Origin of the sequence: Streptomyces sp. NPDC047014 (assembly GCF_040644195.1) — a bacterium.
In the GTDB taxonomy this organism is placed as follows: domain Bacteria; phylum Actinomycetota; class Actinomycetes; order Streptomycetales; family Streptomycetaceae; genus Streptomyces.
In genome coordinates this window covers 14,880-38,838 of the sequence record NZ_JBEYVX010000048.1, presented here as the reverse complement: position 1 = coordinate 38,838, position 23,959 = coordinate 14,880, and the positions used below count along the sequence as shown (strand labels likewise).

Below are 23,959 nucleotides of genomic sequence, written 5' to 3'. Positions count from 1 at the left end.
GTGGGACACCCACACCGGGGCCGGGGCCTCGCGGTTACGCTGGCCGCGTGCACCCCTGACACAGCGGGGGCGCAAAGCCGACAGCCGTCGCATCCCAGGGAGCTCAACCATGGCCTCGTCGCCGAACCCGCCCGCCGATCCGCAGAACCGGGCCGATGCCCTCCGAGAGGCGCTGACGACCCGCGTGGTCGTCGCCGACGGGGCGATGGGAACGATGCTCCAGGCGCAGGACCCCAGCCTGGAGGACTTCCAGCAGCTGGAAGGCTGCAACGAGGTCCTGAACGTCACCCGCCCCGACATCGTCCGCTCGGTCCACGAGGCGTACTTCTCGGTGGGCGTGGACTGCGTGGAGACCAACACCTTCGGCGCGAACTACGCGGCACTCGCCGAGTACGACATCGCCGACCGCAACTTCGAGCTGTCGGAGTCCGGCGCCCGGATCGCCCGCGAGGTCGCCGACGAGTTCACCGCGTCGACGGGGCAGCAGCGCTGGGTGCTGGGCTCCATGGGACCGGGAACGAAGCTCCCCACCCTGGGCCACATCACCTACGCGCAGATCCGCGACGCCTACCAGATCAACGCCGAGGGCCTGCTGACGGGTGGCGCGGACGCGCTGCTGGTGGAGACCACGCAGGACCTCCTGCAGACGAAGTCCTCGATCATCGGCGCCCGGCGTGCCATGGACGCGCTCGGCCTGCACGTCCCGCTGATCTGCTCGGTGACGGTGGAGACCACCGGCACGATGCTGCTGGGCTCGGAGATCGGTGCCGCCCTGACGGCGCTGGAGCCGCTGGGCATCGACATGATCGGCCTGAACTGCGCCACGGGTCCGGCGGAGATGAGCGAGCACCTGCGCTACCTCGCCCGCAATTCCCGTATCCCGCTGTCCTGCATGCCGAACGCCGGTCTGCCGGTCCTGACGAAGGACGGCGCCCACTACCCGCTGACCGCGCCGGAGCTGGCGGACGCCCAGGAGACCTTCGTCCACGAGTACGGGCTCTCCCTGGTCGGCGGCTGCTGCGGTACGACGCCGGAGCACCTGCGCCAGGTCGTGGAGCGGGTGCGCGGTACGGAGGTCACCGCGCGCGACCCCCGGCCCGAGCCGGGCGCGGCTTCGCTGTATCAGACGGTGCCGTTCCGGCAGGACACCTCGTACATGGCGATCGGTGAGCGGACGAACGCGAACGGGTCGAAGAAGTTCCGTGAGGCGATGCTGGAGGCGCGCTGGGACGACTGTGTGGAGATGGCGCGGGACCAGATCCGTGAGGGCGCGCACATGCTGGACCTGTGCGTCGACTACGTGGGCCGCGACGGCGTGGCCGACATGCAGGAGCTGGCCGGCCGCTTCGCGACCGCTTCCACGCTGCCGATCGTGCTGGACTCGACCGAGGTCCCCGTCATCCAGGCGGGGCTGGAGAAGCTCGGCGGGCGTGCGGTGATCAACTCGGTGAACTACGAGGACGGCGACGGCCCCGAGTCGCGGTTCGCGAAGGTGACCCGGCTGGCGCAGGAGCACGGTGCCGCGCTGATCGCGCTGACCATCGACGAGGAGGGCCAGGCCCGCACCGTCGAGCACAAGGTGGCGATCGCGGAGCGGCTGATCGAGGATCTGACCGGCAACTGGGGCATCCAGGAGTCGGACATCCTCATCGACACCCTGACCTTCACCATCTGCACCGGCCAGGAGGAGTCGCGGGGTGACGGTATCGCGACGATCGAGGCGATCCGCGAACTCAAGCGCCGCCACCCCGACGTCCAGACCACCCTCGGTCTGTCGAACATCAGCTTCGGTCTGAACCCGGCCGCCCGTGTCCTGCTGAACTCGGTCTTCCTCGACGAGTGCGTCAAGGCCGGACTGGATTCCGCGATCGTGCACGCCTCGAAGATCCTGCCGATCGCCCGCTTCGACCAGGAGCAGGTCGACACGGCCCTGGACCTGGTCTACGACCGGCGTCGTGAGGGCTACGACCCGCTCCAGAAGCTGATGGCCCTGTTCGAGGGCGTCAACACCAAGTCGTTGAAGGCGGGCCGCGCCGAGGAGCTGCTGGCGCTGCCGCTGGAGGAGCGCCTCCAGCGCCGCATCATCGACGGGGAGAAGAACGGCCTGGAGGCCGACCTGGACGAGGCGCTGCAGACGCGTCCGGCGCTGGAGATCGTCAACGACACCCTCCTGGAAGGCATGAAGGTCGTCGGTGAGCTCTTCGGCTCGGGGCAGATGCAGCTGCCGTTCGTGCTCCAGTCGGCCGAGGTCATGAAGACGGCTGTGGCCTATCTCGAGCCGCACATGGAGAAGACCGACGCCGAGGGCAAGGGCACCATCGTCCTGGCCACCGTGCGCGGGGATGTCCACGACATCGGCAAGAACCTGGTCGACATCATCCTGTCCAACAACGGCTACAACGTGGTCAACATCGGCATCAAGCAGCCGGTCTCCGCGATCGTCGAAGCAGCCCAGGAGCACAAGGCCGACGTCATCGGCATGTCCGGCCTGCTGGTGAAGTCCACGGTGATCATGAAGGAGAACCTGGAGGAGCTCAACCAGCGCAAGCTCGCCGCCGACTACCCGGTCATCCTGGGCGGCGCCGCCCTCACCCGCGCCTACGTCGAACAGGACCTCCACGAGATCTACGAGGGCGAGGTCCGCTACGCCCGCGACGCCTTCGAGGGCCTGCGCCTCATGGACGCCCTCATCGCCGTCAAGCGCGGCGTCCCCGGCGCCACCCTGCCCGAGCTCAAGCAGCGCCGCGTGGCCCGCCGCGACACCCCCGCCCTCCAGGTGGAGGAGCCGGAGGAGAGCGGCGGCCGCTCCGACGTGGCCGTGGACAACCCGGTGCCCACCCCGCCGTTCTGGGGCACCCGCGTGGTCAAGGGCATCCCGCTCAAGGACTACGCCAGCTGGCTGGACGAGGGCGCCCTGTTCAAGGGCCAGTGGGGTCTCAAGCAGGCCCGCGCGGGCGGAGCCACGTACGAGGAGCTGGTGGAGAGCGAGGGCCGGCCGCGGCTGCGCGGGCTGCTGGAGAAGCTGCACACCGAGAACCTGCTGGAGGCGGCCGTCGTCTACGGCTACTTCCCCTGCGTGTCCAAGGGCGAGGACCTGATCATCCTCGACGACGCCGGGAACGAGCGGACCCGCTTCACCTTCCCGCGCCAGCGCCGCGGCCGCCGACTGTGCCTGGCGGACTTCTTCCGCCCGGAGGAGTCCGGCGAGACCGATGTCGTCGGCCTCCAGGTGGTCACGGTGGGCTCGAAGATCGGTGAGGCCACGGCCAAGCTGTTCGAGTCCGACTCCTACCGCGAGTACCTGGAGCTGCACGGCCTGTCCGTGCAGCTGGCGGAGGCCATGGCCGAGTACTGGCACGCCCGGGTCCGCGCCGAGCTGGGCTTCGGCGGCGAGGACCCGGCCCAGGTCGAGGACATGTTCGACCTCAAGTACCGCGGTGCCCGCTTCTCCCTCGGCTACGGCGCCTGCCCCGACCTGGAGGACCGCGCGAAGATCGCGGACCTGCTCCAGCCGGAGCGGATCGGCGTCCATCTGTCGGAGGAGTTCCAGCTCCACCCGGAGCAGTCCACGGACGCGATCGTGATTCACCACCCCGAAGCGAAGTATTTCAACGCACGCTGAGCTCCGCCGACGTACACTTGTCGGTCCCATACAGGCCGGTCGCCTGTTCCCCGGGGGTACACCCCTGCGGGAAGAGGTGACCGGCCTTCTTGTCCCCCAGGAGAGGTACGCGCATGACGAGCACCGTTCCCGCCCCCGTCGCCCGCACGGCCGACGGATCGGCCCTGCAGGCGGTGCTGCTCGACATGGACGGCACCCTGGTCGACACCGAGGGCTTCTGGTGGGAGATCGAGGCGGAGATCTTCCGCGAGCTGGGGCACCACGTGGAGGAGTCCTGGCGGGACGTGGTCGTCGGCGGGCCCATGAGCCGCAGCGCCGCCTTCCTGATCGAGGCCACCGGCGCCGCCATCACCGTCGGCGAGCTGAGCGTCCTGCTCAACGAGCGCTTCGAGGCCCGTATCGCCGACGAGGTCCCGCTGATGCCGGGCGCCGAGCGGCTGCTGAACGAGCTGGCCCGGCACAACGTGCCCACCGCCCTCGTCTCCGCCTCGCACCGCCGGGTGATCGACCAGGTGCTGCGCACCCTGGGCCGGGACCGCTTCACGCTGACCGTCGCCGGGGACGAGGTCGTCCGTACCAAGCCGCATCCGGACCCGTACCTGCTTGCCGCGCGCACGCTGGGCGCGCACCCCTCGCGCTGCGCGGTCATCGAGGACACCGCCACCGGGGTGGCCGCCGCCGAGGCCGCGGGCTGCCGGGTCGTGGCCGTGCCCTCGGTCGGCCTGATCGAACCGGCTCCGGGGCGTACGGTCGTGGGCTCGCTGGAGGACGTGGACCTGGCCTTCCTGCGCTCGCTCATCGTCCCGCTGAACTGAGCCGGCAGCCGCCGGCGACCCCCTCGGACGCGCACTCTCCGTAACGGTGCGCTCAGCCCGCATACATTGGTATGCGGGCACTTTCATCCGTATGCACCAATACGGACAGGTATCCCCTGAGCACACTGCGTGCCGAACGGAACACCGGTCGCCCCGAGGTCTGGCGGAAGGATCTTCCGTCGAATGGCCCGGAGGCTGAAATTCCATCCCCTCCGCGGCCGTAGCTCAGGGTGACCTTGGTCACCTGCGGAACCCCCCGGAGGCCCCTCGGGCACCCCCAGCGCCTTCCCTTGTGTCCGGATTGATCAGCCACTGACCGAATCTTCACGGCCCCCCGCGTGAACAAGCTGTTCCCTCCCATCACGGTGCGATTACGCACCAAGTCCGGCCAGTTCCAGCCATCCCGCCCCGGGCCACTAGTGTCGGGCCGGGCACTGCGCCGCACCCAGCAGTCCCGGACACACACCCCTGTGCCGGAACCGCGTGGACCGATCGTCATACCACCGGCCCGATCGTTCCGCCCCGAACGGGCGACCGCCGCGAAGTGCCCTCTACGCCGCTTCAACCAAGTGCCGGTTACAGGGAGTACTTCCAGCATGAACCGCAAGACCATGGTGCTGACGGCCGCGGCCGGACTGCTCGCCCCCGCGCTGACCGCATGCGGCAGCGCGACCGGCGGAGGAGCGGGATCCGGAGCGATCGTCGTCGGGACCACCGACCGGTTCGAGGCCGCAGACTTCGCTCCCGCCCCCTTCGACCCCGCGTACGCCTACGACGCCGGCGCCTGGAACATCCTGCGCCAGACCGTCCAGACGCTCATGCACACCCCCCGCGGCGGCGGCCAGCCCGTCCCCGAGGCCGCCTCCGGATGCCGCTTCACCGACTCCGGCAACGAGAGCTACCGCTGCACCCTGCGCCCCGGCCTCAAGTTCGCCAGCGGTGACCCGCTCACCGCCAAGGACGTCAAGTTCTCCATCGACCGCGTCCTCGCGATCAAGGACGAGAACGGCCCGTCCTCGCTGCTCTCCACCCTCGACAACGTCGAGGTCAAGGGCGCCGACACCGTCGTCTTCCACCTCAAGACGCCGGACGCGACCTTCCCGTACAAGCTCTCCACCCCGGCCGCCGGCATCGTCAGCGCGAAGGACTACGACGCCAAGAAGCTCCGCGAGGGCTTCACCGTCGACGGCTCCGGCCCCTACACGATGAAGGCCGAGGTCAAGGACAACCGCCTCGTCCGCGCCGTGTTCAGCAAGAACCCGAACTACAAGGGCGACATCAAGCTGCAGAACGACAAGGTCGAACTGCGCACCTTCGACGACTCCACCGCCATGGGCAAGGCGCTCACCGACGGGAAGATCCACATGGTCTCCCGCACCCTGTCGCCCGCCCAGATCACCGAGCTGAGCGCCAACCCGCCCAAGGGCGTCAAGCTCGTCCCGATGCCCGGCCTGGAGATCCGCTACCTCGGCTTCAACACCGACGCGCCCGTCGTCAAGGAGAAGGCCGTACGCCAGGCCCTCGCCGCCGCCGTCGACCGCGGCTCCCTCATCTCCAAGGTGTACGGCAAGTCCGCGCAGCCGCTCTACTCGCTGGTCCCCACCAGCGTCACCGGCCACGTGAACTCCTTCTTCAACAAGTACGGCGACGCCAACACCGCCAAGGCCGCCGCCCTGCTCAAGGAAGCCGGCATCAAGACCCCGGTCAAGCTGACCCTGCACTACACCAACGACCACTACGGCGACGGCACGGCGGCCGAGTTCGAGGCCCTCAAGGCCCAGCTCAACTCCACCCAGCTCTTCGACATCACCGTCCAGGGCAGCGAGTGGAACAGCTTCCGCCCCACCCAGAAGAAGGGCGACCACGCCGCCTACGGGCTCGGCTGGTTCCCCGACTACCCGGACGCCGACAACTTCCTCGCCCCGTTCCTGGAGCAGGACAACTTCCTGGGCACGCCGTACGCCAACAACGCGGTGCGCACCAGGCTCCTCCCCGAATCCCGGCGGGCCGCCGACCGCAGCGTCGCCGCCCCCGCGATCGCGGAGATACAGGACATCGTCGCCGAGGACGTACCCGTCCTGCCCCTGTGGCAGGGCAAGCAGTACGTCGCCGCACGCGACGGGATCACCGGAGTGGAGTGGTCGGTCAACGCCATCTCCGACCTCCAGTTGTGGGAGCTCGGCCGCGGTGTGAGCGGCTGAGAAGGCAGAGACCGGCAGCGGATGTCGCGGGCCGGAACAACGAAACAGTTCGACTGTGAAGGACGTTCGCGTGAATCGACGTAACCAGTGGCTCGCGGCCCCGCTCGGCGCGGCCACCGCCGCCGCGCTGCTCAGCGGTTGCGGTTCGACCGATGGCTCCAACGCCGGCAGCGGCAAGGGCGTGGTCATGGGCATATCCGACAAGGTGAAGTCCACCGACCCCGCATCCGGCTACGACCCCGGCTCCTGGCTGCTGTTCAACAACGTCTACCAGTCGCTGCTGAGCTTCCCCAAGGGCGGCATCGCCCCCGAGCCCGACGCCGCGCAGTCCTGCGCCTTCGAGGGCGCCGACAGCAAGCTCTTCAAGTGCGTCCTCAGGTCCGACCTGAAGTTCAGCAACGGCAACAAGCTGACCTCGAAGGACGTCAAGTTCTCCTTCGAGCGCACCTTGAAGATCAACGACGAGAACGGCCCCGCCGTCATGCTCTCGTCGATCGCCGGCATCGACGCCCCCGACGAGCAGACGGTCGTCTTCCGCCTCAAGACCTCCGACGCCACCTTCCCCAGCAAGATCGCCTCGGGCGCGGGCTCCATCGTCGACCACCGCGAGTACCCGGCCGACAAGCTGCGCACCGACAACAAGGCCATCGGCTCCGGCGTCTACAAGCTGGACTCGTTCAGCGACAAGAGCGCCACCTTCTCCGTCAACGAGGCGTACACCGGCAAGGCCAAGGCCAAGAACACCGGCGTCACCCTCAAGTTCTTCAACGGTGACCAGGCCGGCCTCAAGACCGTCCTCGACAGCGGTGACGTCGACTTCGCCTTCCGCGGCCTCGCCGCCAAGGACATCGCCGCCCTCGCCTCCAGCAAGACCGGCGACAACAAGATCGACGTCGTGCAGGGCACCGGCGCCGAGGTCGAGCACATGGTCTTCAACATGAACGACCCGGTCGTCGGCAAGCTCCCCGTCCGCAAGGCCATCGCCTACCTCGTGGACCGCGAAGCCCTCGTCAAGGACGTCTACCAGGGCACCGCCACCGCCCTGTACTCCATCGTCCCGACCGGCATCGCCGGCCACACCACGCCGTTCTTCGACCGCTACGGCGGCACCCCGCAGCCCGAGAAGGCCAAGGCCGTCCTCAAGGCCGCGAACATCACCGGCAAGGTGAAGGTCACCCTGTACTCCACGCCGTCCCGCTACGGCCCCTCCACCGACCAGCAGTTCGAGGTCATCGCCAAGCAGCTCAACGACAGCGGGCTGTTCGACGCCGAGGTCAAGTCCGTCGAGTACGAGCAGTACGAGAAGGACATCCAGGCCGGCAAGTACGGCATCTACGTCAAGGGCTGGGTCCCCGACTACCCGGACGCCGACAACTTCACCCAGCCGTTCTTCGGCCCGGGCAACGTCCTCAACAACAACTACGACAACAAGGAGATCACCGGGACCATCATCCCGTCGACCTCCGCCAAGTCGGACCGCACCTCGGCCAACACCGACTACAACCGCCTCCAGGACATCGTCGCGGACGAGGTCCCGCTCATCCCGCTCTGGCAGGGCAAGCAGTACGCGGTCACCCGGCAGAACGTCACCGGCCTGCAGTGGTCGCTCGACGCCTCCACCGTCTTCCGCTTCTGGGAGATCAGCAAGGGCTGATCCGGCACCGACCGGAAAGGGGCACCCCGCGGCGACCGCCGCGGGGTGCCCCTTCGCCGTGGCGCGCCCCTACTGGGCCCCGGGCCGCACCAGACCGCTCTCGTACGCGTACACCGCGGCCTGCACCCGGTCGCGCAGGCCCAGCTTCGTCAGCACGTGCCCCACATGCGTCTTGACCGTCGTCTCGCTCACGAACAGGTCCGCCGCGATCTCCGCGTTCGACAGCCCGCGCGCCACCAGCTTCAGCACCTCGACCTCGCGCTCCGTCAGCGTCCCCAGCGTGTCCGGGACGGAGTCCTCGCCCGACGGCAGATGCCCCGCGTACTTGTCCAGCAGCCGCCGCGTGATGCTCGGCGCGAGCATCGCCTCGCCCGCCGCCACCACCCGGATCGCCTGCACCAGCTCCACGGCCGGCGCGTCCTTGAGCAGGAAGCCGCTGGCCCCCGCCCGCAGCGCCTCCACCACGTACTCGTCCAGGTCGAAGGTGGTCAGCACCAGCACCTTCGCTGGACCGTCCCGGCCCGGCCCGGTGATCTGCCGCGTGGCCTCCACCCCGTCCATCCGCGGCATCCGGATGTCCATCAGCACCACATCGGGCTGGAGCGCCCGCACCTGGTCCAGCGCCTGCAGACCGTCCCCGGCCTCACCGACCACCGCCAGGTCCTGCTCCGCCTCCAGGATCATCCGGAAGCCCGTGCGCAGCAGTGGCTGGTCGTCGACCAGAAGGACACGGATGGCCACGGGGATACCTCGTATTCGTCGCTCTGCGTAGGACCGCCCATTCTGCCCTGGCCCCACGATCGACGATTTCCGCCCCCGGCCGCCGCCCGCCGCCCCGCCGGCTAGTGCCCGGCGCCCCCGGCCGGCCGCGGGACCACCGCCAGCGGATACACCGGGGGAGTGCCGCCGAACTCCGGGCACACCGCCTGATGATCACACCAGCCGCACAGCTTCGTCGGCCGCGGCCGCCACACGCCCGTCTCCGTCGCCTCCCGGATCGCGTCCCACAACGCCAGCAGCTTGCGCTCCACCCGCTCCAGATCCGCCATCACCGGGTCGTACGTCAGCACCTCCCCGCTGCCCAGATACACCAGCTGCAGCCGCCGCGGCACGACCCCCTTGAGCCGCCACACCACCAGCGCGTAGAACTTCATCTGGAACAGCGCGCCCTCCGCGTACTCCGGCCGCGGCGCCTTCCCCGTCTTGTAGTCGACGATCCGCACCTCACCCGTCGGCGCCACATCCACCCGGTCGATGATCCCCCGCAGACGCAGCCCCGACTCCAGCTCCGTCTCCACGAAGAACTCCCGCTCCACCGGCTCCAGCCGCGTCGGGTCCTCCAGCGTGAACCAGCGCTCGACCAGCGCCTCCGCCTCCGTCAGCCACCGCGCCAGCCCCGCCCCCTCGTCCCCCTCCGGGAACAGCTCCGCCAGCTCCGGCTTCGACTCCAGCAGCCGGTCCCACTGCCCCGGGACCAGCGCCTTCGCCCGCGGCGCCGTCCGGTCCGCCGCGGGATGATCGAAAAGCCGCTCCAGCACCGCATGCACCAGAGTCCCCCGCGTCGCCGCCGCACTCGGCCGCTCCGGCAGCCGGTCGATCACCCGGAACCGGTACAGCAGCGGGCACTGCATGAAATCGCTCGCCCGGGAAGGAGAGAGGGAAGAGGGCGCCACCGCCGCCGGCGCGGAGGGCTCGGCAGCACCGGGCACGGCACCGGGAGTCGTCGTCATGGACAAAACCCTACGACCCGCCACCGACAGCACGCGCATACCATCGACGACGAGCACCCTCGCACTGCATGATCGGAGCATCACCCGCCGCTACAGCCCGGCGCACACCGCACCGGAAGCGACGCACACCACACCCGCACCACCAGCACCGACCGCCAGCACCGAACGAAGGACAGCCGTGGCAGACACCGACGAAACCGGCGAGCGCGGGAACCGGCGCTCCGGACCGGGCGGCGGACTCCTCATGGGCCGCCCCTTCGGCGTCCCCGTCTACGTCTCGCCCAGCTGGTTCCTCGTCGCCGCCCTCATCACCTGGGTCTTCGGCGACCAGCTCGACCGCGTCCTCCCCGACCTCGGCCCCGTCCGCTACCTGGTCTCCCTCTTCTTCGCGGTCGCCTTCTACGCCTCCGTCCTCGTCCACGAACTCGCCCACACCGTGGCCGCCCTCCGCTTCAAACTCCCCGTCCGCCGCATCCAGCTCCAGTTCTTCGGCGGCGTCTCCGAGATCGAGAAGGAATCCGAGACCCCCGGCCGCGAATTCGTCCTCGCCTTCGTCGGCCCCCTGCTCTCCCTCCTCCTCGCCGGAGCCTTCTACCTCGGCATGAAAGCCGTCGACCCCGCCACCGTCCCCGGCGTCCTCCTCGCCGGCCTCATGATCTCCAACCTCCTCGTCGCCGCCTTCAACCTCCTCCCCGGCCTCCCCCTCGACGGCGGCCGCATGCTCCGCGCCGTCATCTGGGGCATCACCGGCAAACCCATGACCGGCACCATCGCCGCCGCCTGGATCGGCCGCGCCCTCGCCGTCGCCGTCCTCCTCGGCCTGCCCCTGCTCACCCACACCGGCGTCCTCGGCAACCGCACCCAGGAGATCGGCGGCATGGACACCGTCATGGACGCCCTCCTCGCCGCGATCCTCGCCGCCATCATCTGGACCGGCGCCGGAAACAGCCTCCGCATGGCCCGCCTCCGCGAACACCTCCCCGACCTGCGCGCCCGCACCCTCACCCGCCGCGCCATCCCCGTCGAGAACGCCACCCCGCTCTCCGAGGCCCTGCGCCGCGCCAACGAAGCCGGAGCCCGCGCCCTCGTCGTCGTCGACGGCCAGGGCGACCCCGTCGCCATCGTCCGCGAGAGCGCCATCGCCTCCGTACCCGAACACCGCCGCCCCTGGGTCGCCGTCAGCACCCTCGCCCAGGACCTCACCGACGGCATGAAGGTTTCCGCGGAACTCACCGGCGAAGAACTCCTCGACCACCTCCGCGCCACCCCCGCCACCGAATACCTCGTCCTCGAACCCGGCGGCGCCGTCTACGGCGTCCTGTCCACCCTCGACGTCGAAAAAGCCTTCGTGAAGGCCATGGCACGGCCCCAGTCCTGAACCCAATACACTGGTCACATGTCCGAACCGACCGGTGCCGCCCGCCGACGCGGGCCCTTCAAGGTCGGGGACCAGGTTCAGCTCACCGACCCCAAGGGCCGCCACTACACGTTCACGCTCGAAGCCGGGAAGAATTTCCACACCCACAAGGGTTCCTTCCCCCACGACGAGCTGATCGGTGCTCCCGAAGGCAGTGTTGTCCGTACCACGGGGAACGTCGCGTACCTCGCGCTGCGCCCCCTGCTCCCCGACTACGTCCTCTCCATGCCCCGCGGCGCCGCCGTGGTCTACCCCAAGGACGCGGGCCAGATCCTGGCCTTCGCCGACATCTTCCCCGGCGCCCGCGTCGTCGAAGCGGGCGTGGGCTCCGGATCCCTGAGCAGCTTCCTGCTGCGCGCCATCGGCGACCAGGGCATGCTCCACAGCTACGAGCGCCGCGCGGACTTCGCCGAGATCGCCACCGCCAACGTGGAACGCTACTTCGGCGGCCCCCACCCGGCCTGGCAGCTCACCGTCGGCGACCTCCAGGACAACCTGTCCGACACCGACGTCGACCGCGTCATCCTCGACATGCTCGCCCCCTGGGAATGCCTGGAGGCCGTCTCCAAGGCCCTCGTCCCCGGCGGCATCCTCTGCTGCTACGTGGCGACCACCACCCAGCTGTCCAAGACCGTCGAGTCCATCCGCGAGATCGGCTGCTTCGCCGAACCGCAGCCCTGGGAATCGATGATCCGCAACTGGCACGTCGAAGGTCTCGCCGTCCGCCCGGACCACCGCATGATCGGCCACACCGGCTTCCTCGTCACCGCCCGCCGCCTCGCGGACGGCGTCGAGCCCCCCATGCGCCGCCGCCGCCCCGCCAAGGGCGCCTACGGCGAGGACTACGACGGCCCCGGCAGCGACCGCTCCGCGTAGCCCCCGACCACCAACACGAAGGCGCCGCGGCGCAGTTCCCGTACCACCCGGGGAACTGCGCCACGGCGCCTTTCCGTTGTCCGCCCCACCGTCCGCTCGCCGTCCGCCCCGCGTCCGCGCACCGGTCCCGACCCGACGGTTCCACCCCCGTACGAGGTGTGGCACGATGCTGGCTCCCCGTCACCCTTCGCACAGGAGACACACCGCGTGCCGCACAGCCCCGCCGCGCCGGTACCGGGCCCGGACCTGGACCACACCCGGAGCAAGACCCTCCACTGGCTCGCCACGGCCACCGCCATGGCCGCCGTCATAGCCGTCGCGGGGCTCGTCCAGCCGGCCACCGGCAGCCCCGCCGCCCACACCCCCGCCACCGCGGCCCAGGGGCCCGAGGCCACCGCGCCCGACCCGGCCGCCGTCACCTACCCCCTCGACTGCAAGGGCGCCCCCCAGGCCGTCACCGCCAGCGCCCAGGGCGACCTCGACGGCGACGACCGCCCCGAGACCGTCGCCGCCGTACGCTGCCAGGCCGGCTCCGGCACCCCGCCCCACGCCGTGTACGTCCTCACCCGGGGCCCGGCCGGCCCCCGCGTCGTCGCCACCCTCCTCGACACCCCACAGCGGCAGACCGCCGACGGCCTCACCGTCAGCGACCGCACCGTGACCGCCACCCTCCTCGGCTACTCCGGCCCCGAGGTCCCGCGCTGCTGCCCCGACAAGAAGCAGCTCGCCAAGTGGCGCTGGAGCGACGGAAAATTCCGCCAAGAGCTGACGGACTCCGCCGCCAGGAGTGTTTGAAGCGTCACTCCGCGTCCGGACCGTAGACCTCCACCCTGTCCGAAACGCGCCTTACGTGAATGCAGTCACCCGGGCACTCCTTCGCCGAGTCCACCACGTCCTGCAGCAGCACCAGGGGAACCGGAGTGGTCGCCCCCACGTCCTGCAGCAGCTCGTCGTCCGCGCTCTTCACATACGCCAGACCGTCGATGTCCAGCTCGAACACCTCGGGCGCGTACTGAGCGCAGATACCGTCCCCGGTGCAGAGGTCCTGGTCGATCCAGACCTCAAGCGGCTCGCCGGCCTCACCGGCACCGCCCGTCGGAGCCTCCTGCTGCACGCTCATATCTCCTGCCGTTCCCTGCGGTGAGTGATCCATCCCGGTCATGACCCGAAGCAAGTCGCACGGGCCCTGACGGGTGTTGAACACTTCGACCTTACAACCGGCTGCTTCCCGGGTTTGATGGGTGGGTATTTCCTTGGCGTGAGGGAGTACGCAAGGGTGAAGATCGGACACACCCCTATCGTCTTTGTGATCTAGGGGTTTCAATCACCACCAGCCCAGGTAGGGTCAGGAAGCGTCCAGCTCCCCTTGGAGGAGGTGAGGACCGTGGCAGCCCACGACGACGACATCAACCGCGGCATCCGGCCCGCGCGAGGGTCCGAGGACCCCGCCGGTCAGGTTGCCTATCTCGAGCAGGAAATCGCCGTCCTGCGACGAAAGCTCGCCGACTCTCCGCGACACACGAGGATTCTCGAAGAGCGGATCGTCGAGCTCCAGACAAATCTGGCCGGCGTCTCCGCACAGAACGAACGACTCGCGAATACCCTCCGTGAGGCCCGCGACCAGATCGTGGCCCTCAAGGAAGAAGTCGACCGGCTCGCCCAGCCGCCGGCCGGCTTCGGTGTCTTCCTGCAGGCGAACGAGGACGGCACCGTCGACATCTTCACCGGAGGCCGAAAGCTCCGCGTGAACGTCAGCCCCAGCGTCGACCCGGAAGACCTCCGGCGCGGCCAGGAGGTCATGCTCAACGAAGCGCTCAACGTGGTCGAGGCCATGGAATACGAGCGGGCCGGGGACATCGTCACCCTCAAGGAGATCCTGGAGGACGGCGAGCGCGCCCTGGTGGTCGGGCACACCGACGAGGAGAGGGTGGTGAGGCTCGCCGAGCCGCTCCTGGACATCACCATCCGCCCCGGCGACGCCCTCCTGCTCGAACCCCGCTCCGGCTACGTCTACGAGGTCGTCCCGAAGAGCGAGGTCGAGGACCTCGTCCTCGAAGAGGTCCCCGACATCGACTACGACAAGATCGGCGGCCTGGGCGACCAGATCGAGCTGATCCGCGACGCGGTCGAGCTCCCGTACCTCTACCCCGACCTGTTCAAGGAACACGAACTGCGTCCGCCCAAGGGCATCCTGCTCTACGGCCCGCCCGGCTGCGGCAAGACACTCATCGCCAAGGCCGTCGCCAACTCCCTTGCCAAGAAGGTCGCCGAAGTGACCGGACAGGCCCAGGGGAAGTCGTACTTCCTGAACATCAAGGGTCCCGAGCTCCTCAACAAGTACGTCGGCGAGACCGAACGCCACATCCGCCTCGTCTTCCAGCGCGCCCGGGAGAAGGCCAGCGAGGGCACCCCCGTCATCGTCTTCTTCGACGAGATGGAATCCCTCTTCCGCACCCGAGGATCGGGCGTCAGCTCGGACGTCGAGAACACCATCGTCCCGCAGCTCCTCGCCGAGATCGACGGCGTGGAGGGCCTGGAGAACGTCATCGTCATCGGCGCCTCCAACCGCGAGGACATGATCGACCCGGCCATCCTGCGCCCCGGCCGCCTCGATGTGAAGATCAAGATCGAGCGCCCGGACGCCGAGGCCGCCAAGGACATCTTCGCCAAGTACCTCAAGGCATCGCTGCCCCTGCACACGGACGACCTGTCCGAGCACCAGGGCTCGACCGCCGGCACCGTCCACAGCATGATCCAGACCGTCGTCGAGCAGATGTACGCCGAAACCGAGGAGAACCGCTTCCTCGAGGTGACGTACGCCAACGGCGACAAGGAAGTCCTCTACTTCAAGGACTTCAACTCCGGCGCGATGATCCAGAACATCGTCGACCGGGCCAAGAAGATGGCCATCAAGGCTTTCCTCGACCAGAACCAGAAGGGCCTCCGGGTCTCCCACCTCCTCCAGGCGTGCGTGGACGAGTTCAAGGAGAACGAGGACCTGCCCAACACCACCAACCCGGACGACTGGGCCCGTATCTCCGGAAAGAAGGGCGAGCGGATCGTATTCATCCGCACACTCGTCACCGGAAAGCAAGGCGCGGACACCGGCCGCTCCATCGACACGGTGGCGAACACCGGTCAGTACCTCTGAAGCGGAGCGGCTGCGGATGCCCTCCCCGGGCATCCGCAGCCGCCTGCTTTACCCCACCGCTTAACCGGCCGCTTTCAGCCGGTGACAGGGCAGATTCAATGACGGAAATGATCTCCCCACGAGCGCGCAGTGGTTCTAGGCTCTTCCGTACCGCCGGACGCGCAGTGCGGGGACGGGCACCGCACAGTCACACGCACCGGAGCACCAGCGGTACTTGAGCGCCGTTCCCGGAGGGGAGCGCCGCCGGGCAAGGAGGGCCGCATGACCGTACGGCGAGTAATGGGGATCGAGACGGAGTACGGGATCTCCGTCCCCGGTCACCCGAACGCCAATGCCATGCTCACCTCGTCCCAGATCGTCAACGCCTACGCGGCGGCGATGCACCGGGCGCGACGCGCCCGCTGGGACTTCGAGGAGGAGAACCCGCTGCGGGACGCCCGCGGCTTCGACCTCGCCCGCGAGGCCGCCGACAGCAGCCAGCTCACCGACGAGGACATCGGCCTGGCCAATGTCATCCTCACCAACGGAGCCCGGCTCTACGTCGACCACGCGCACCCCGAGTACAGCTCCCCGGAGATCACCAACCCGCTCGACGCCGTGCTCTGGGACAAGGCCGGCGAACGGATCATGGCCGAGGCCGCCGTACGGGCCGCCCAGCTGCCCGGCGCCCAGCCGATCCACCTCTACAAGAACAACACCGACAACAAGGGCGCCTCCTACGGCACGCACGAGAACTACCTGATGAAGCGGGAGACCCCCTTCTCGGACATCGTGCGCCACCTGACCCCCTTCTTCGTCTCCCGCCAGGTGGTCACCGGCGCCGGACGCGTCGGCATCGGGCAGGACGGCCGCGAGCACGGCTTCCAGATCAGCCAGCGCGCGGACTACTTCGAGGTCGAGGTGGGCCTGGAGACCACCCTCAAGCGGCCCATCATCAACACCCGCGACGAGCCGCACTCGGACGCCGAGAAGTACCGCCGGCTCCACGTGATCATCGGTGACGCGAACCTCTCCGAGATCTCCACCTACCTCAAGCTGGGCACGACCGCCCTGGTCCTGTCCATGATCGAGGACGGCTTCATCAGCGTCGACCTGGCCGTCGATCAGCCCGTACGCACCCTCCACCACGTCTCGCACGACCCCGGGCTCAGCTACCTGATCACGCTGCGCAGCGGGCGGACACTCACCGCGGTGCAGCTCCAGATGGAGTACTTCGAGCTGGCTCGGAAGTATGTGGACGAGCGTTTCGGCTCCGACGCGGACGAGCAGACCAAGGATGTGCTGGCCCGCTGGGAGGACGTGCTGGGCCGGCTGGAGAGCGACCCGATGAGCCTGTCGGGGGAGCTGGACTGGATCGCGAAGCGGGAGATCCTGGAGGGCTACCGGCGCCGGGACAGCCTGGACTGGGACGCGGCGCGGCTGCATCTGGTGGACCTCCAGTACTCGGACGTACGGCCCGAGAAGGGCCTGTACAACCGTCTGGTGGCCCGCGGGAAGATGAAGCGGCTGGTGGACGAGGCGGCGGTGGAGCGGGCCCAGAGCAAGCCTCCGGAGGACACCCGGGCGTACTTCCGCGGGCGCTGCCTGGAGCAGTACGCGGACGACGTGGCGGCGGCCTCCTGGGACTCGGTGATCTTCGACCTCCCGGGCCGGGACTCCCTGCAGCGCGTCCCGACCCTGGAGCCCCTGCGGGGGACCCGCAACCACGTCAAGGAGCTCCTGGACCGCTGCCGCACGGCGGAGGACCTGGTGCGGGTGCTTTCGGGGCAGTGAGCCGCAGTGAGTGGCGGTGATCGGGCCTGAAATGCGGGCGGTCCGGGAATCATGAGAGAACCGGACCGCAAAAGTACGGGGACGAATGTCGGACCCGCCCTATAGGGTCCGGCGTAGGGTCTGATCTTGAGAGATCCCGAATCCCGGGGTCTCTCGACATGAGCGTGCGAACCGAGCGGGGTGAGGTAGACATGGCGACCAAGGACACCGGCGGCGGACAGCAGAAGGCGACGCGCTCGACCGAGGAGGTCGAGGAGGCGGCGGTCGAAGAATCGACCGACCTCAAGGAGCGCCAGGAAAAGCTCTCCGACGACGTCGACTCCGTACTCGACGAAATCGATGATGTGCTCGAGGAGAACGCAGAGGATTTCGTTCGGAGCTTCGTACAAAAAGGTGGCGAATAGCCTTCGAATCTAAGGCGAACCCGCCAGTGTGTGCTCCATGTCCAATGGAACGAAGTGGTGTCGCGGTTGCGCCCGCGACATACCACTGAGCGGGTTCGCCTCGGATCGGAACCGGAGCGACGGGCTGCAGCCCAGATGCAGGGAATGCGTGGCGGCGTACAGTGCCGAGCGCTACCGGCGCCGCCAGGCGGCCAAGGGCAGGGTCGTCAGAGAGCACGTGGACGTGTCGGCGGGGCACAAGCTCTGCCGACTGTGCGGGGAGGTCAAGCCGCACAGTGAGTGGCACAAGAACGCCAGCGCGTCTGACGGTCTGTCCACACGGTGCAAGGCGTGCCGGGCCGTTCTGGCCCGTGCGGGCCATCTCAAGCGGTCCTACGGCATCACCGAAGCCGAACGGGAGAGCATGATCGTTGCCCAGGGCGGGGTCTGCGCGATCTGCCGAACAGCTCCCCCGGAGCATGTGGATCACGATCATCAGACGGGTAAGGTCCGAGGCGTACTGTGCTTCAGCGGTAACGCAGCCCTGGGCCAGTTCAAGGATCGGCCGGACGTCATACGGCGTGCAGCCGCTTACGTGGAAGGAAACCTGTGGAACCCAACACTCGTAGCACAGGGCGTCTACCGGCAGCCTTCCTGACGCCGGGGTCCTCGTCCTTCATGGACTTCCTGGGTGCGCACTCGCCCGAGATGCTGCCCGGCAACCGCAAGCTGCCGGAGGGTGTCGTCGAGGCGCCGCACGGGACGACCATCGTCGCCGTCACCTTCCCCGGAGGGGTCGTGCTCGCCGGTGACCGGCGGGCGACCATGGGGAACATGATCGCGCAGCGGGACATCGAGAAGGTGTTCCCGGCGGACGAGTACTCCGCCGTCGGCATCGCCGGTACGGCCGGTCTGGCCGTGGAGATGGTGAAGCTGTTCCAGCTGGAGCTGGAGCACTTCGAGAAGGTGGAGGGCGCGACCCTCTCCCTGGAGGGCAAGGCCAACCGGCTCTCCACGATGATCCGCGGCAACCTCGGCATGGCCATGCAGGGCCTGGCCGTGGTCCCGCTCTTCGCCGGCTACGACGAGGCCAAGGAGAAGGGCCGCATCTTCTCCTACGACGTCACCGGCGGCCGCTCCGAGGAGCACGGCTACGCGGCGACCGGCTCCGGCTCGATCTTCGCCCGCGGCTCCATGAAGAAGCTCTACCGCCCCGACCTGACGGAGGAACAGGCCACCACGCTGGTCGTGCAGGCGCTCTACGACGCCGCCGACGACGACTCGGCGACCGGCGGCCCGGACCTGTACCGCAAGATCTTCCCCATCGTCACCGTCATCACCGACGAGGGCTTCCGGCGGCTGACCGAGGACGAGTCCCAGGAGCTCGCCCGCCAGGTCACCGACCGCCGTCTCCAGGAGCCGGACGGCCCGCGCGCCGCCCTGCTCTGATCCGATCAGCCCTCCAGGATCCCAGTAGAAAGGGACGGATACCGGTGTCGACTCCGTTCTATGTGTCACCCCAGCAGGCCATGGCCGACCGGGCGGAATACGCCCGCAAGGGCATCGCCCGCGGCCGCAGCCTCGTCGTGCTGCAGTACGCCGACGGCATCGTGTTCGTCGGCGAGAACCCGTCCCGCGCGCTGCACAAGTTCAGCGAGATCTACGACCGGATCGGCTTCGCGGCCGCCGGCAAGTACAACGAGTACGAGAACCTGCGGATCGGCGGTGTGCGGTACGCGGATCTGCGCGGATACACCTACGACCGCGACGATGTGACGGCCCGTGGGCTGGCGAACGTCTACGCGCAGACCCTCGGCACCATCTTCTCCTCGGCGGGCGAGAAGCCGTACGAGGTGGAGCTGGTGGTGGCCGAGGTCGGTACGACGGCCGCCGGGGACCAGATCTACCGGCTGCCGCACGACGGGTCGATCGTGGACGAGCACGGCTCGGTCGCGGTCGGCGGCAACGCCGAGCAGATCAGTACGTACCTGGACCAGCGCCACCGGGACGGGATGACGCTCTCGGAGGCGTTGAAGCTGGCCGTGGCGGCGCTGTCCAGCCAGGCGAACGGTGCCGACAAGGCGATTCCGGCGGAGCGGCTGGAGGTGGCGGTGCTGGACCGGACGCGGTCGCAGCAGCGGAAGTTCAAGCGGATCCGCGGCCGGCAGCTGGCGCGGCTGCTGGAGGCGGATGTGCCGGCGGCGGCGCAGGCGGACGCGGTGTCCAACGACGAGGCGCCGGAGGACGACGCCGAGTAGGACCGGGCAGTGGGCCCCGGCCGTCCCCTTCGGGGGGTGGCCGGGGCTTCGTCGTGTCCGGGCCCGGTCAGCCGGCGGGTGCGGGTGCGGGCGCCGGGCCGGAGGAGCCGCGGGTGACGAGGCGGACGGGGAGGTCGGGGGCGGTCCAGGGGGTGCCGTCGAGGACGGCGAGGAGGGCGGTCATGCCCTGTTCGCCGACGCGTTCGGCGGGGAGGTGGACGGTGGTGAGTTCGGGGTCGACGGCGGTGGCGAGGGCGAGGTCGTCGAAGCCGGTGACGGAGAGGTCCTCGGGCACGCGCAGGCCGAGGCGGCGAGCGGCCTTGCAGGCGCCGGCGGCGAGGATGTCGTCGTCGCAGACGAGGGCGGTGGGCCGGTCCTGGGGGGCGGCCAGGGCGGCTTCCACGGCCGTACGGGCGGCGTCGACGGTGAGGGCGGACCGTACGGTGCGCAGGGCGGTGCCGGGGCCCAGGAGGGCGGCCAGGGCCTCGGCGCGGGTGGTGAAGGTCCAGGAGTCGACGGCGGAGGCGAGGTGGAGGAAGCGGCGGTGGCCGTGGCCGAGGAGGTGGGCGGTGATCTGGCGCATGCCGTCGGCCATGGCGAGGTTGACGTGGGCGGCGGCGGTGCCGGCGTGGGGGTCGCTGTCGAGCATGACGAGGGGGAGGGTGTCGCCGCCGATTGCGGTGAGGGCGTCGGCGGCCATGGAGGAGGCGATGACGCCGTCGAGGGCGGCGCGGGCGGAGGCGAAGGGGTCGCGGGCGGGGCCGGTGCCGTCGGGGGAGGGGTAGAGGACGACGCCGAAGCCGTGGGCGGCGGCGACGCGGGCGGCGCCGGTGTAGACGCGGGCGAAGAACTCGTTGGTGAGGGCGGGGACGACGAGGAGGGCGGTGCGGGTGGAGCCGAGGCGGAGGTTGCGGGCGGCGAGGTTGGGGCGGTAGCCGATGCGGGTGGCGGTCTCGCGGACGTGGGCGGCGGTGCGGGGGGAGACGCGGCCGGTCCATTTGTCGCCGAGGACGAGGGAGACGGTGGCCTGGGAGACCCCGGCGGCGGTGGCTACGTCCCGGCTGGTGGGTCTCGTCACACGGGGCTCCTGGAGTGCGAGGTCAGGGGTGGTGGCGGGGTGTGCGGGGTGGACCCGCCGCTGGTGGCCATGGTACGTATGACGAGTCACGTTATACGTATTACCCCGGTGGGATCCGGGCAGAAGGGGGCTGTGATGGCCGCGGGATACGCGGAGCTGCTGAGGACCCGGCACGCCGCGAGGCTGCTGGTGGGCACGCTCGTGGGCCGCCTGCCCAACGCGACCGCGCCGATCGCGATCGTGCTGTTCACGCGCGCGGAGGGCGGCAGCTACAGCCTGGCGGGCGCGCTCGCGGCCGTGTACGGGCTGGCGAACGCGGTGGGCCAGCCGCTGCTGGGGCGGGCCGTGGACCTCTTCGGGCAGCCGCGGGTGCAGCTCCCGGCGGCGTTGCTGTCGGCGCTGGGCATGGTGTGGCTGGCCCTCACCGGCACCGGCTCGGCGGTGGCGGCGTACGCGGCGGTAGTGGTCGCCGGGCTGTTCACGCCGCCCCTGGAGGGCGGGCTGCGGGCGCTGTGGCCGGGGGTGCTGGGCGGCCGCGAGGAGAAGGTGCACGCGGCGTACGCGATGGACGCGGTGGCGCAGGAGGTCATGTTCACGGTCGGCCCGCTGCTGGTGACCCTGTTCGTGGCGGTCTGGTCGCCGGCGGGGGCGCTGCTGGCGCTGAACGCCGTCGGGGTGCTGGGTGCGCTGTCGGTGGTGGTGAGCGAGCCCTCGCGGGCCTGGCGTTCGGAGCCGCGGGAGGCGCACTGGCTGGGCGCGCTGCGCTCGCGGGGGCTGCTGGCGCTGCTGGGGGCGTTCTTCTTCGTGGGGATGGCGCTGGGTTCGATCACGGTGGCCGGTGTGGCGTACGCGGACGAGCACGGCGGGCAGGCGGTGTACGGCTGGCTGATGGCGGCGCTGGGGCTGGGCGCCCTGGTGGGCGGCGTGTTCTACGGTTCGCGGCAGTGGGCCGGGGCGGCGGAGGCGCGGCTGCGGGTGCTGGTGGCGCTGCTGGCGGTCTGCTATCTGCCGCTGCTGCTGGTTCCGGGTCCGGTGGCGATGACGGGGCTGGCGGCCCTGGCGGGGGTGTTCCTGGCGCCTTCGCTGGCGTGCGCGTTCATCGTGGTGGACCGGCACGCGCCGGCGGGGACGGTGACGGAGGCGTTCTCGTGGCTGGTGACGTTCTTCGGCGTGGGCGCGGCGATCGGTACGGCGGCGGCTGGTCCGGCGGTGGAGCTGGGCGGTACGGCGTCCGGGTTCGGGGTGGCCTGTGTGGCGGGTGCCTCGGCGCTGCTGGTCCTGATGCTCACTCAGAAGGCGCTGTCGGCCGTACGCCCGGCCGGTGCGGCGGCGGTTTCCTCCGGCGGGCTGTCCGGGGCGGCGGCGGAGGCCCGGTCGGCGCAGTGAGCGGCGGCCGGGCGGGGGCGGCGCGCCGGGGTGTCCGGCGGCCGCCCGCCCGGTGTGTCGCGGTCCTCGGCGGGGAACTGATCGAACCGGGGCGCCGAACCCGGTTTCAGAAGAGGGCAGAAGGCGTAATGTTCAGTCATGGACCGCCGCATTTTCGGGCTGGAGAACGAGTACGGCGTCACGTGCACGTTCAGGGGACAGCGCCGACTGTCTCCTGACGAAGTGGCGCGCTACCTCTTCCGCCGTGTCGTGTCATGGGGCCGCAGCAGCAATGTCTTCCTGCGGAACGGTGCCCGTCTGTACCTCGATGTGGGTTCGCATCCGGAATATGCAACTCCCGAATGCGACAACGTGACCGAGCTGGTCACCCACGACAAAGCGGGCGAGCGCATTCTCGAAGGACTGCTCGTCGACGCCGAACGCCGCCTGCACGAGGAGGGAATCGCGGGCGACGTCTATCTCTTCAAGAACAACACCGACTCGGCGGGCAACTCGTACGGCTGCCACGAGAACTACCTGGTGGCCCGGCACGGGGAATTCTCCCGCCTCGCGGACATTCTCATCCCGTTCCTGGTGACGCGTCAGCTGATCTGCGGCGCCGGCAAGGTGCTCCAGACGCCCCGGGGCGCGGTCTACTGCGTGAGTCAGCGGGCCGAGCACATCTGGGAGGGCGTCAGCTCCGCGACGACCCGGTCGCGTCCGATCATCAACACGCGGGACGAGCCGCACGCGGACGCCGAGCGCTACCGCCGGCTGCATGTGATCGTGGGCGACTCGAACATGTCGGAGACGACGATGCTGCTGAAGGTCGGGGCGACCGACCTGGTGCTGCGGATGATCGAGGCGGGCACGGTGATGCGCGACCTGACCCTGGAGAACCCGATCCGGGCGATCCGCGAGGTCAGCCACGACATCACGGGCCAGCGGAAGGTGCGCCTGGCGAGCGGCCGGGAGGCGTCGGCGCTGGAGATCCAGCGGGAGTACTACGACAAGGCGGTGGACTTCGCCGAGCGCCGGGGCATCCGTACGGGTGTGGTCGACCAGGTGCTGGAGCTGTGGGGCCGCACGCTGGAAGCGATCGAGGCGGAGGACCTGGACCGGATCGGGACCGAGATCGACTGGGTCATGAAGTACCAGCTGATCGAGCGGTACCGGGCCAAGCACAACATGACCATGTCGAATCCGCGGGTGGCGCAGATAGACCTCGCCTACCACGACATCCACCGCCGGCGCGGGCTGTACTACCTGCTGGAGCGCAAGGGGCAGGCGGCGCGGATCTGCAACGACCTCAAGATCTTCGAGGGCAAGTCGGTGCCCCCGCAGACGACGCGGGCGCGGCTGCGCGGCGACTTCATCCGGCGGGCGCAGGAGCAGCGGCGGGACTTCACGGTGGACTGGGTGCACCTCAAGCTCAATGACCAGGCGCAGCGGACGGTGCTGTGCAAGGACCCCTTCCGGTCGGTGGACGACCGGGTGGAGAAGCTGATCGCCGGTATGTAGGTCCGGTGTGCGGAAGCGCACTCCTGGTGAAGGGCCCCGTACGTTTCTCGTACGGGGCCCTTCGCACGGCTTAGAGTGGCGGGCGACCACCTTGCCGTCTGAGATCTGAGGAACA

Annotated in this window: 19 protein-coding genes; 15 read left to right on the top strand and 4 right to left on the bottom strand. The window is 69.5% G+C overall.

Features of this window, described 5'->3' with window-relative positions; translation table 11 throughout:
* Positions 1-109 precede the first annotated feature (109 nt).
* The 4 genes from metH to ABZ873_RS23120 all read left to right on the top strand — a co-directional run bounded on the left by metH (position 110) and on the right by ABZ873_RS23120 (position 8,292).
* Entirely contained in the window at positions 110-3,622 is a 3,513-nt protein-coding gene (gene metH, locus ABZ873_RS23135; RefSeq protein WP_360875232.1) for a methionine synthase, read from the top strand.
* A gap of 113 nt (positions 3,623-3,735) precedes the next feature.
* Complete coding sequence (locus tag ABZ873_RS23130; protein ID WP_360875230.1) at positions 3,736-4,437, top strand: HAD family phosphatase; 702 nt, start codon at positions 3,736-3,738, stop codon at positions 4,435-4,437.
* A gap of 596 nt (positions 4,438-5,033) precedes the next feature.
* On the top strand, positions 5,034-6,638 hold the full coding sequence (locus tag ABZ873_RS23125; protein ID WP_360875227.1) for an ABC transporter substrate-binding protein: 1,605 nt from the start codon (positions 5,034-5,036) through the stop codon (positions 6,636-6,638).
* A 70-nt stretch (positions 6,639-6,708) separates the two neighbouring features.
* Positions 6,709-8,292 carry an ABC transporter substrate-binding protein gene (locus tag ABZ873_RS23120; protein ID WP_360875224.1) on the top strand — a complete coding sequence of 528 codons (1,584 nt, stop codon included), beginning with the start codon at positions 6,709-6,711 and terminating at the stop codon, positions 8,290-8,292.
* A gap of 69 nt (positions 8,293-8,361) precedes the next feature.
* Here ABZ873_RS23120 and ABZ873_RS23115 read toward each other — a convergent pair whose 3' ends face one another.
* Together ABZ873_RS23115 and ABZ873_RS23110 are read right to left on the bottom strand one after the other, a co-directional pair.
* Positions 8,362-9,033, bottom strand: a complete 672-nt coding sequence (locus ABZ873_RS23115; protein ID WP_360875221.1) for a response regulator transcription factor — start codon at positions 9,031-9,033, stop codon at positions 8,362-8,364.
* Positions 9,034-9,134: 101 nt separating this feature from the next.
* Positions 9,135-10,022, bottom strand: coding sequence for a RecB family exonuclease (locus tag ABZ873_RS23110; RefSeq protein WP_360875218.1), 888 nt, complete (start codon positions 10,020-10,022; stop codon positions 9,135-9,137).
* On the opposite strand from ABZ873_RS23110, the gene ABZ873_RS23105 reads away from it, so the two are divergent.
* The 3 genes from ABZ873_RS23105 (at position 9,922) to ABZ873_RS23095 (ending at position 13,110) form a co-directional block, all read left to right on the top strand.
* Positions 9,922-11,400 (top strand): site-2 protease family protein, encoded by a 1,479-nt coding sequence (locus tag ABZ873_RS23105; protein WP_360875215.1) that lies wholly within the window; start codon positions 9,922-9,924, stop codon positions 11,398-11,400. The two genes, ABZ873_RS23110 and ABZ873_RS23105, sit on opposite strands and share 101 nt — an antisense overlap.
* An 18-nt stretch (positions 11,401-11,418) precedes the next feature.
* Positions 11,419-12,315: a tRNA (adenine-N1)-methyltransferase gene (locus ABZ873_RS23100; protein WP_053632380.1), complete on the top strand. Its 897-nt coding sequence runs from the start codon at positions 11,419-11,421 to the stop codon at positions 12,313-12,315.
* 297 nt (positions 12,316-12,612) lie between these two features.
* The gene (locus ABZ873_RS23095) at positions 12,613-13,110 is read left to right on the top strand and encodes a hypothetical protein (RefSeq protein ID WP_360875255.1); all 498 of its coding nucleotides are present in this window, start codon (positions 12,613-12,615) and stop codon (positions 13,108-13,110) included.
* 4 nt (positions 13,111-13,114) lie between these two features.
* Here ABZ873_RS23095 and ABZ873_RS23090 read toward each other — a convergent pair whose 3' ends face one another.
* Positions 13,115-13,435 (bottom strand): ferredoxin, encoded by a 321-nt coding sequence (locus tag ABZ873_RS23090; protein ID WP_360875212.1) that lies wholly within the window; start codon positions 13,433-13,435, stop codon positions 13,115-13,117.
* Positions 13,436-13,699: 264 nt separating this feature from the next.
* On the opposite strand from ABZ873_RS23090, the gene arc reads away from it, so the two are divergent.
* From arc to prcA, 6 genes are all read left to right on the top strand, one after another.
* Positions 13,700-15,466 (top strand): proteasome ATPase, encoded by a 1,767-nt coding sequence (arc, locus tag ABZ873_RS23085; RefSeq protein ID WP_360875209.1) that lies wholly within the window; start codon positions 13,700-13,702, stop codon positions 15,464-15,466.
* Positions 15,467-15,727: 261 nt separating this feature from the next.
* Positions 15,728-17,239, top strand: coding sequence for a depupylase/deamidase Dop (gene dop, locus ABZ873_RS23080; RefSeq protein WP_360875206.1), 1,512 nt, complete (start codon positions 15,728-15,730; stop codon positions 17,237-17,239).
* Between the two features lie 191 nt (positions 17,240-17,430).
* Positions 17,431-17,643 (top strand): ubiquitin-like protein Pup, encoded by a 213-nt coding sequence (locus tag ABZ873_RS23075; protein WP_030233608.1) that lies wholly within the window; start codon positions 17,431-17,433, stop codon positions 17,641-17,643.
* Between the two features lie 37 nt (positions 17,644-17,680).
* On the top strand, positions 17,681-18,280 hold the full coding sequence (locus ABZ873_RS23070) for an endonuclease VII domain-containing protein (RefSeq protein WP_360875202.1): 600 nt from the start codon (positions 17,681-17,683) through the stop codon (positions 18,278-18,280).
* The gene (gene prcB, locus ABZ873_RS23065; protein WP_360875199.1) at positions 18,232-19,071 is read left to right on the top strand and encodes a proteasome subunit beta; all 840 of its coding nucleotides are present in this window, start codon (positions 18,232-18,234) and stop codon (positions 19,069-19,071) included. Before ABZ873_RS23070 ends, prcB begins: the two co-directional genes overlap by 49 nt.
* A 44-nt stretch (positions 19,072-19,115) precedes the next feature.
* Complete coding sequence (prcA, locus tag ABZ873_RS23060) at positions 19,116-19,880, top strand: proteasome subunit alpha (RefSeq protein WP_360875196.1); 765 nt, start codon at positions 19,116-19,118, stop codon at positions 19,878-19,880.
* Between the two features lie 67 nt (positions 19,881-19,947).
* On the opposite strand, the gene ABZ873_RS23055 is transcribed toward prcA, so the two are convergent.
* Positions 19,948-20,958: a LacI family DNA-binding transcriptional regulator gene (locus ABZ873_RS23055; RefSeq protein ID WP_360875192.1), complete on the bottom strand. Its 1,011-nt coding sequence runs from the start codon at positions 20,956-20,958 to the stop codon at positions 19,948-19,950.
* Positions 20,959-21,093: 135 nt separating this feature from the next.
* Here ABZ873_RS23055 and ABZ873_RS23050 point away from each other — a divergent pair, with 135 nt between their 5' ends.
* Positions 21,094-22,344, top strand: coding sequence for an MFS transporter (locus ABZ873_RS23050; protein ID WP_360875190.1), 1,251 nt, complete (start codon positions 21,094-21,096; stop codon positions 22,342-22,344).
* Between the two features lie 138 nt (positions 22,345-22,482).
* Positions 22,483-23,844 (top strand): Pup--protein ligase, encoded by a 1,362-nt coding sequence (gene pafA, locus ABZ873_RS23045; protein WP_360875187.1) that lies wholly within the window; start codon positions 22,483-22,485, stop codon positions 23,842-23,844.
* Positions 23,845-23,959: the final 115 nt, after the last annotated feature.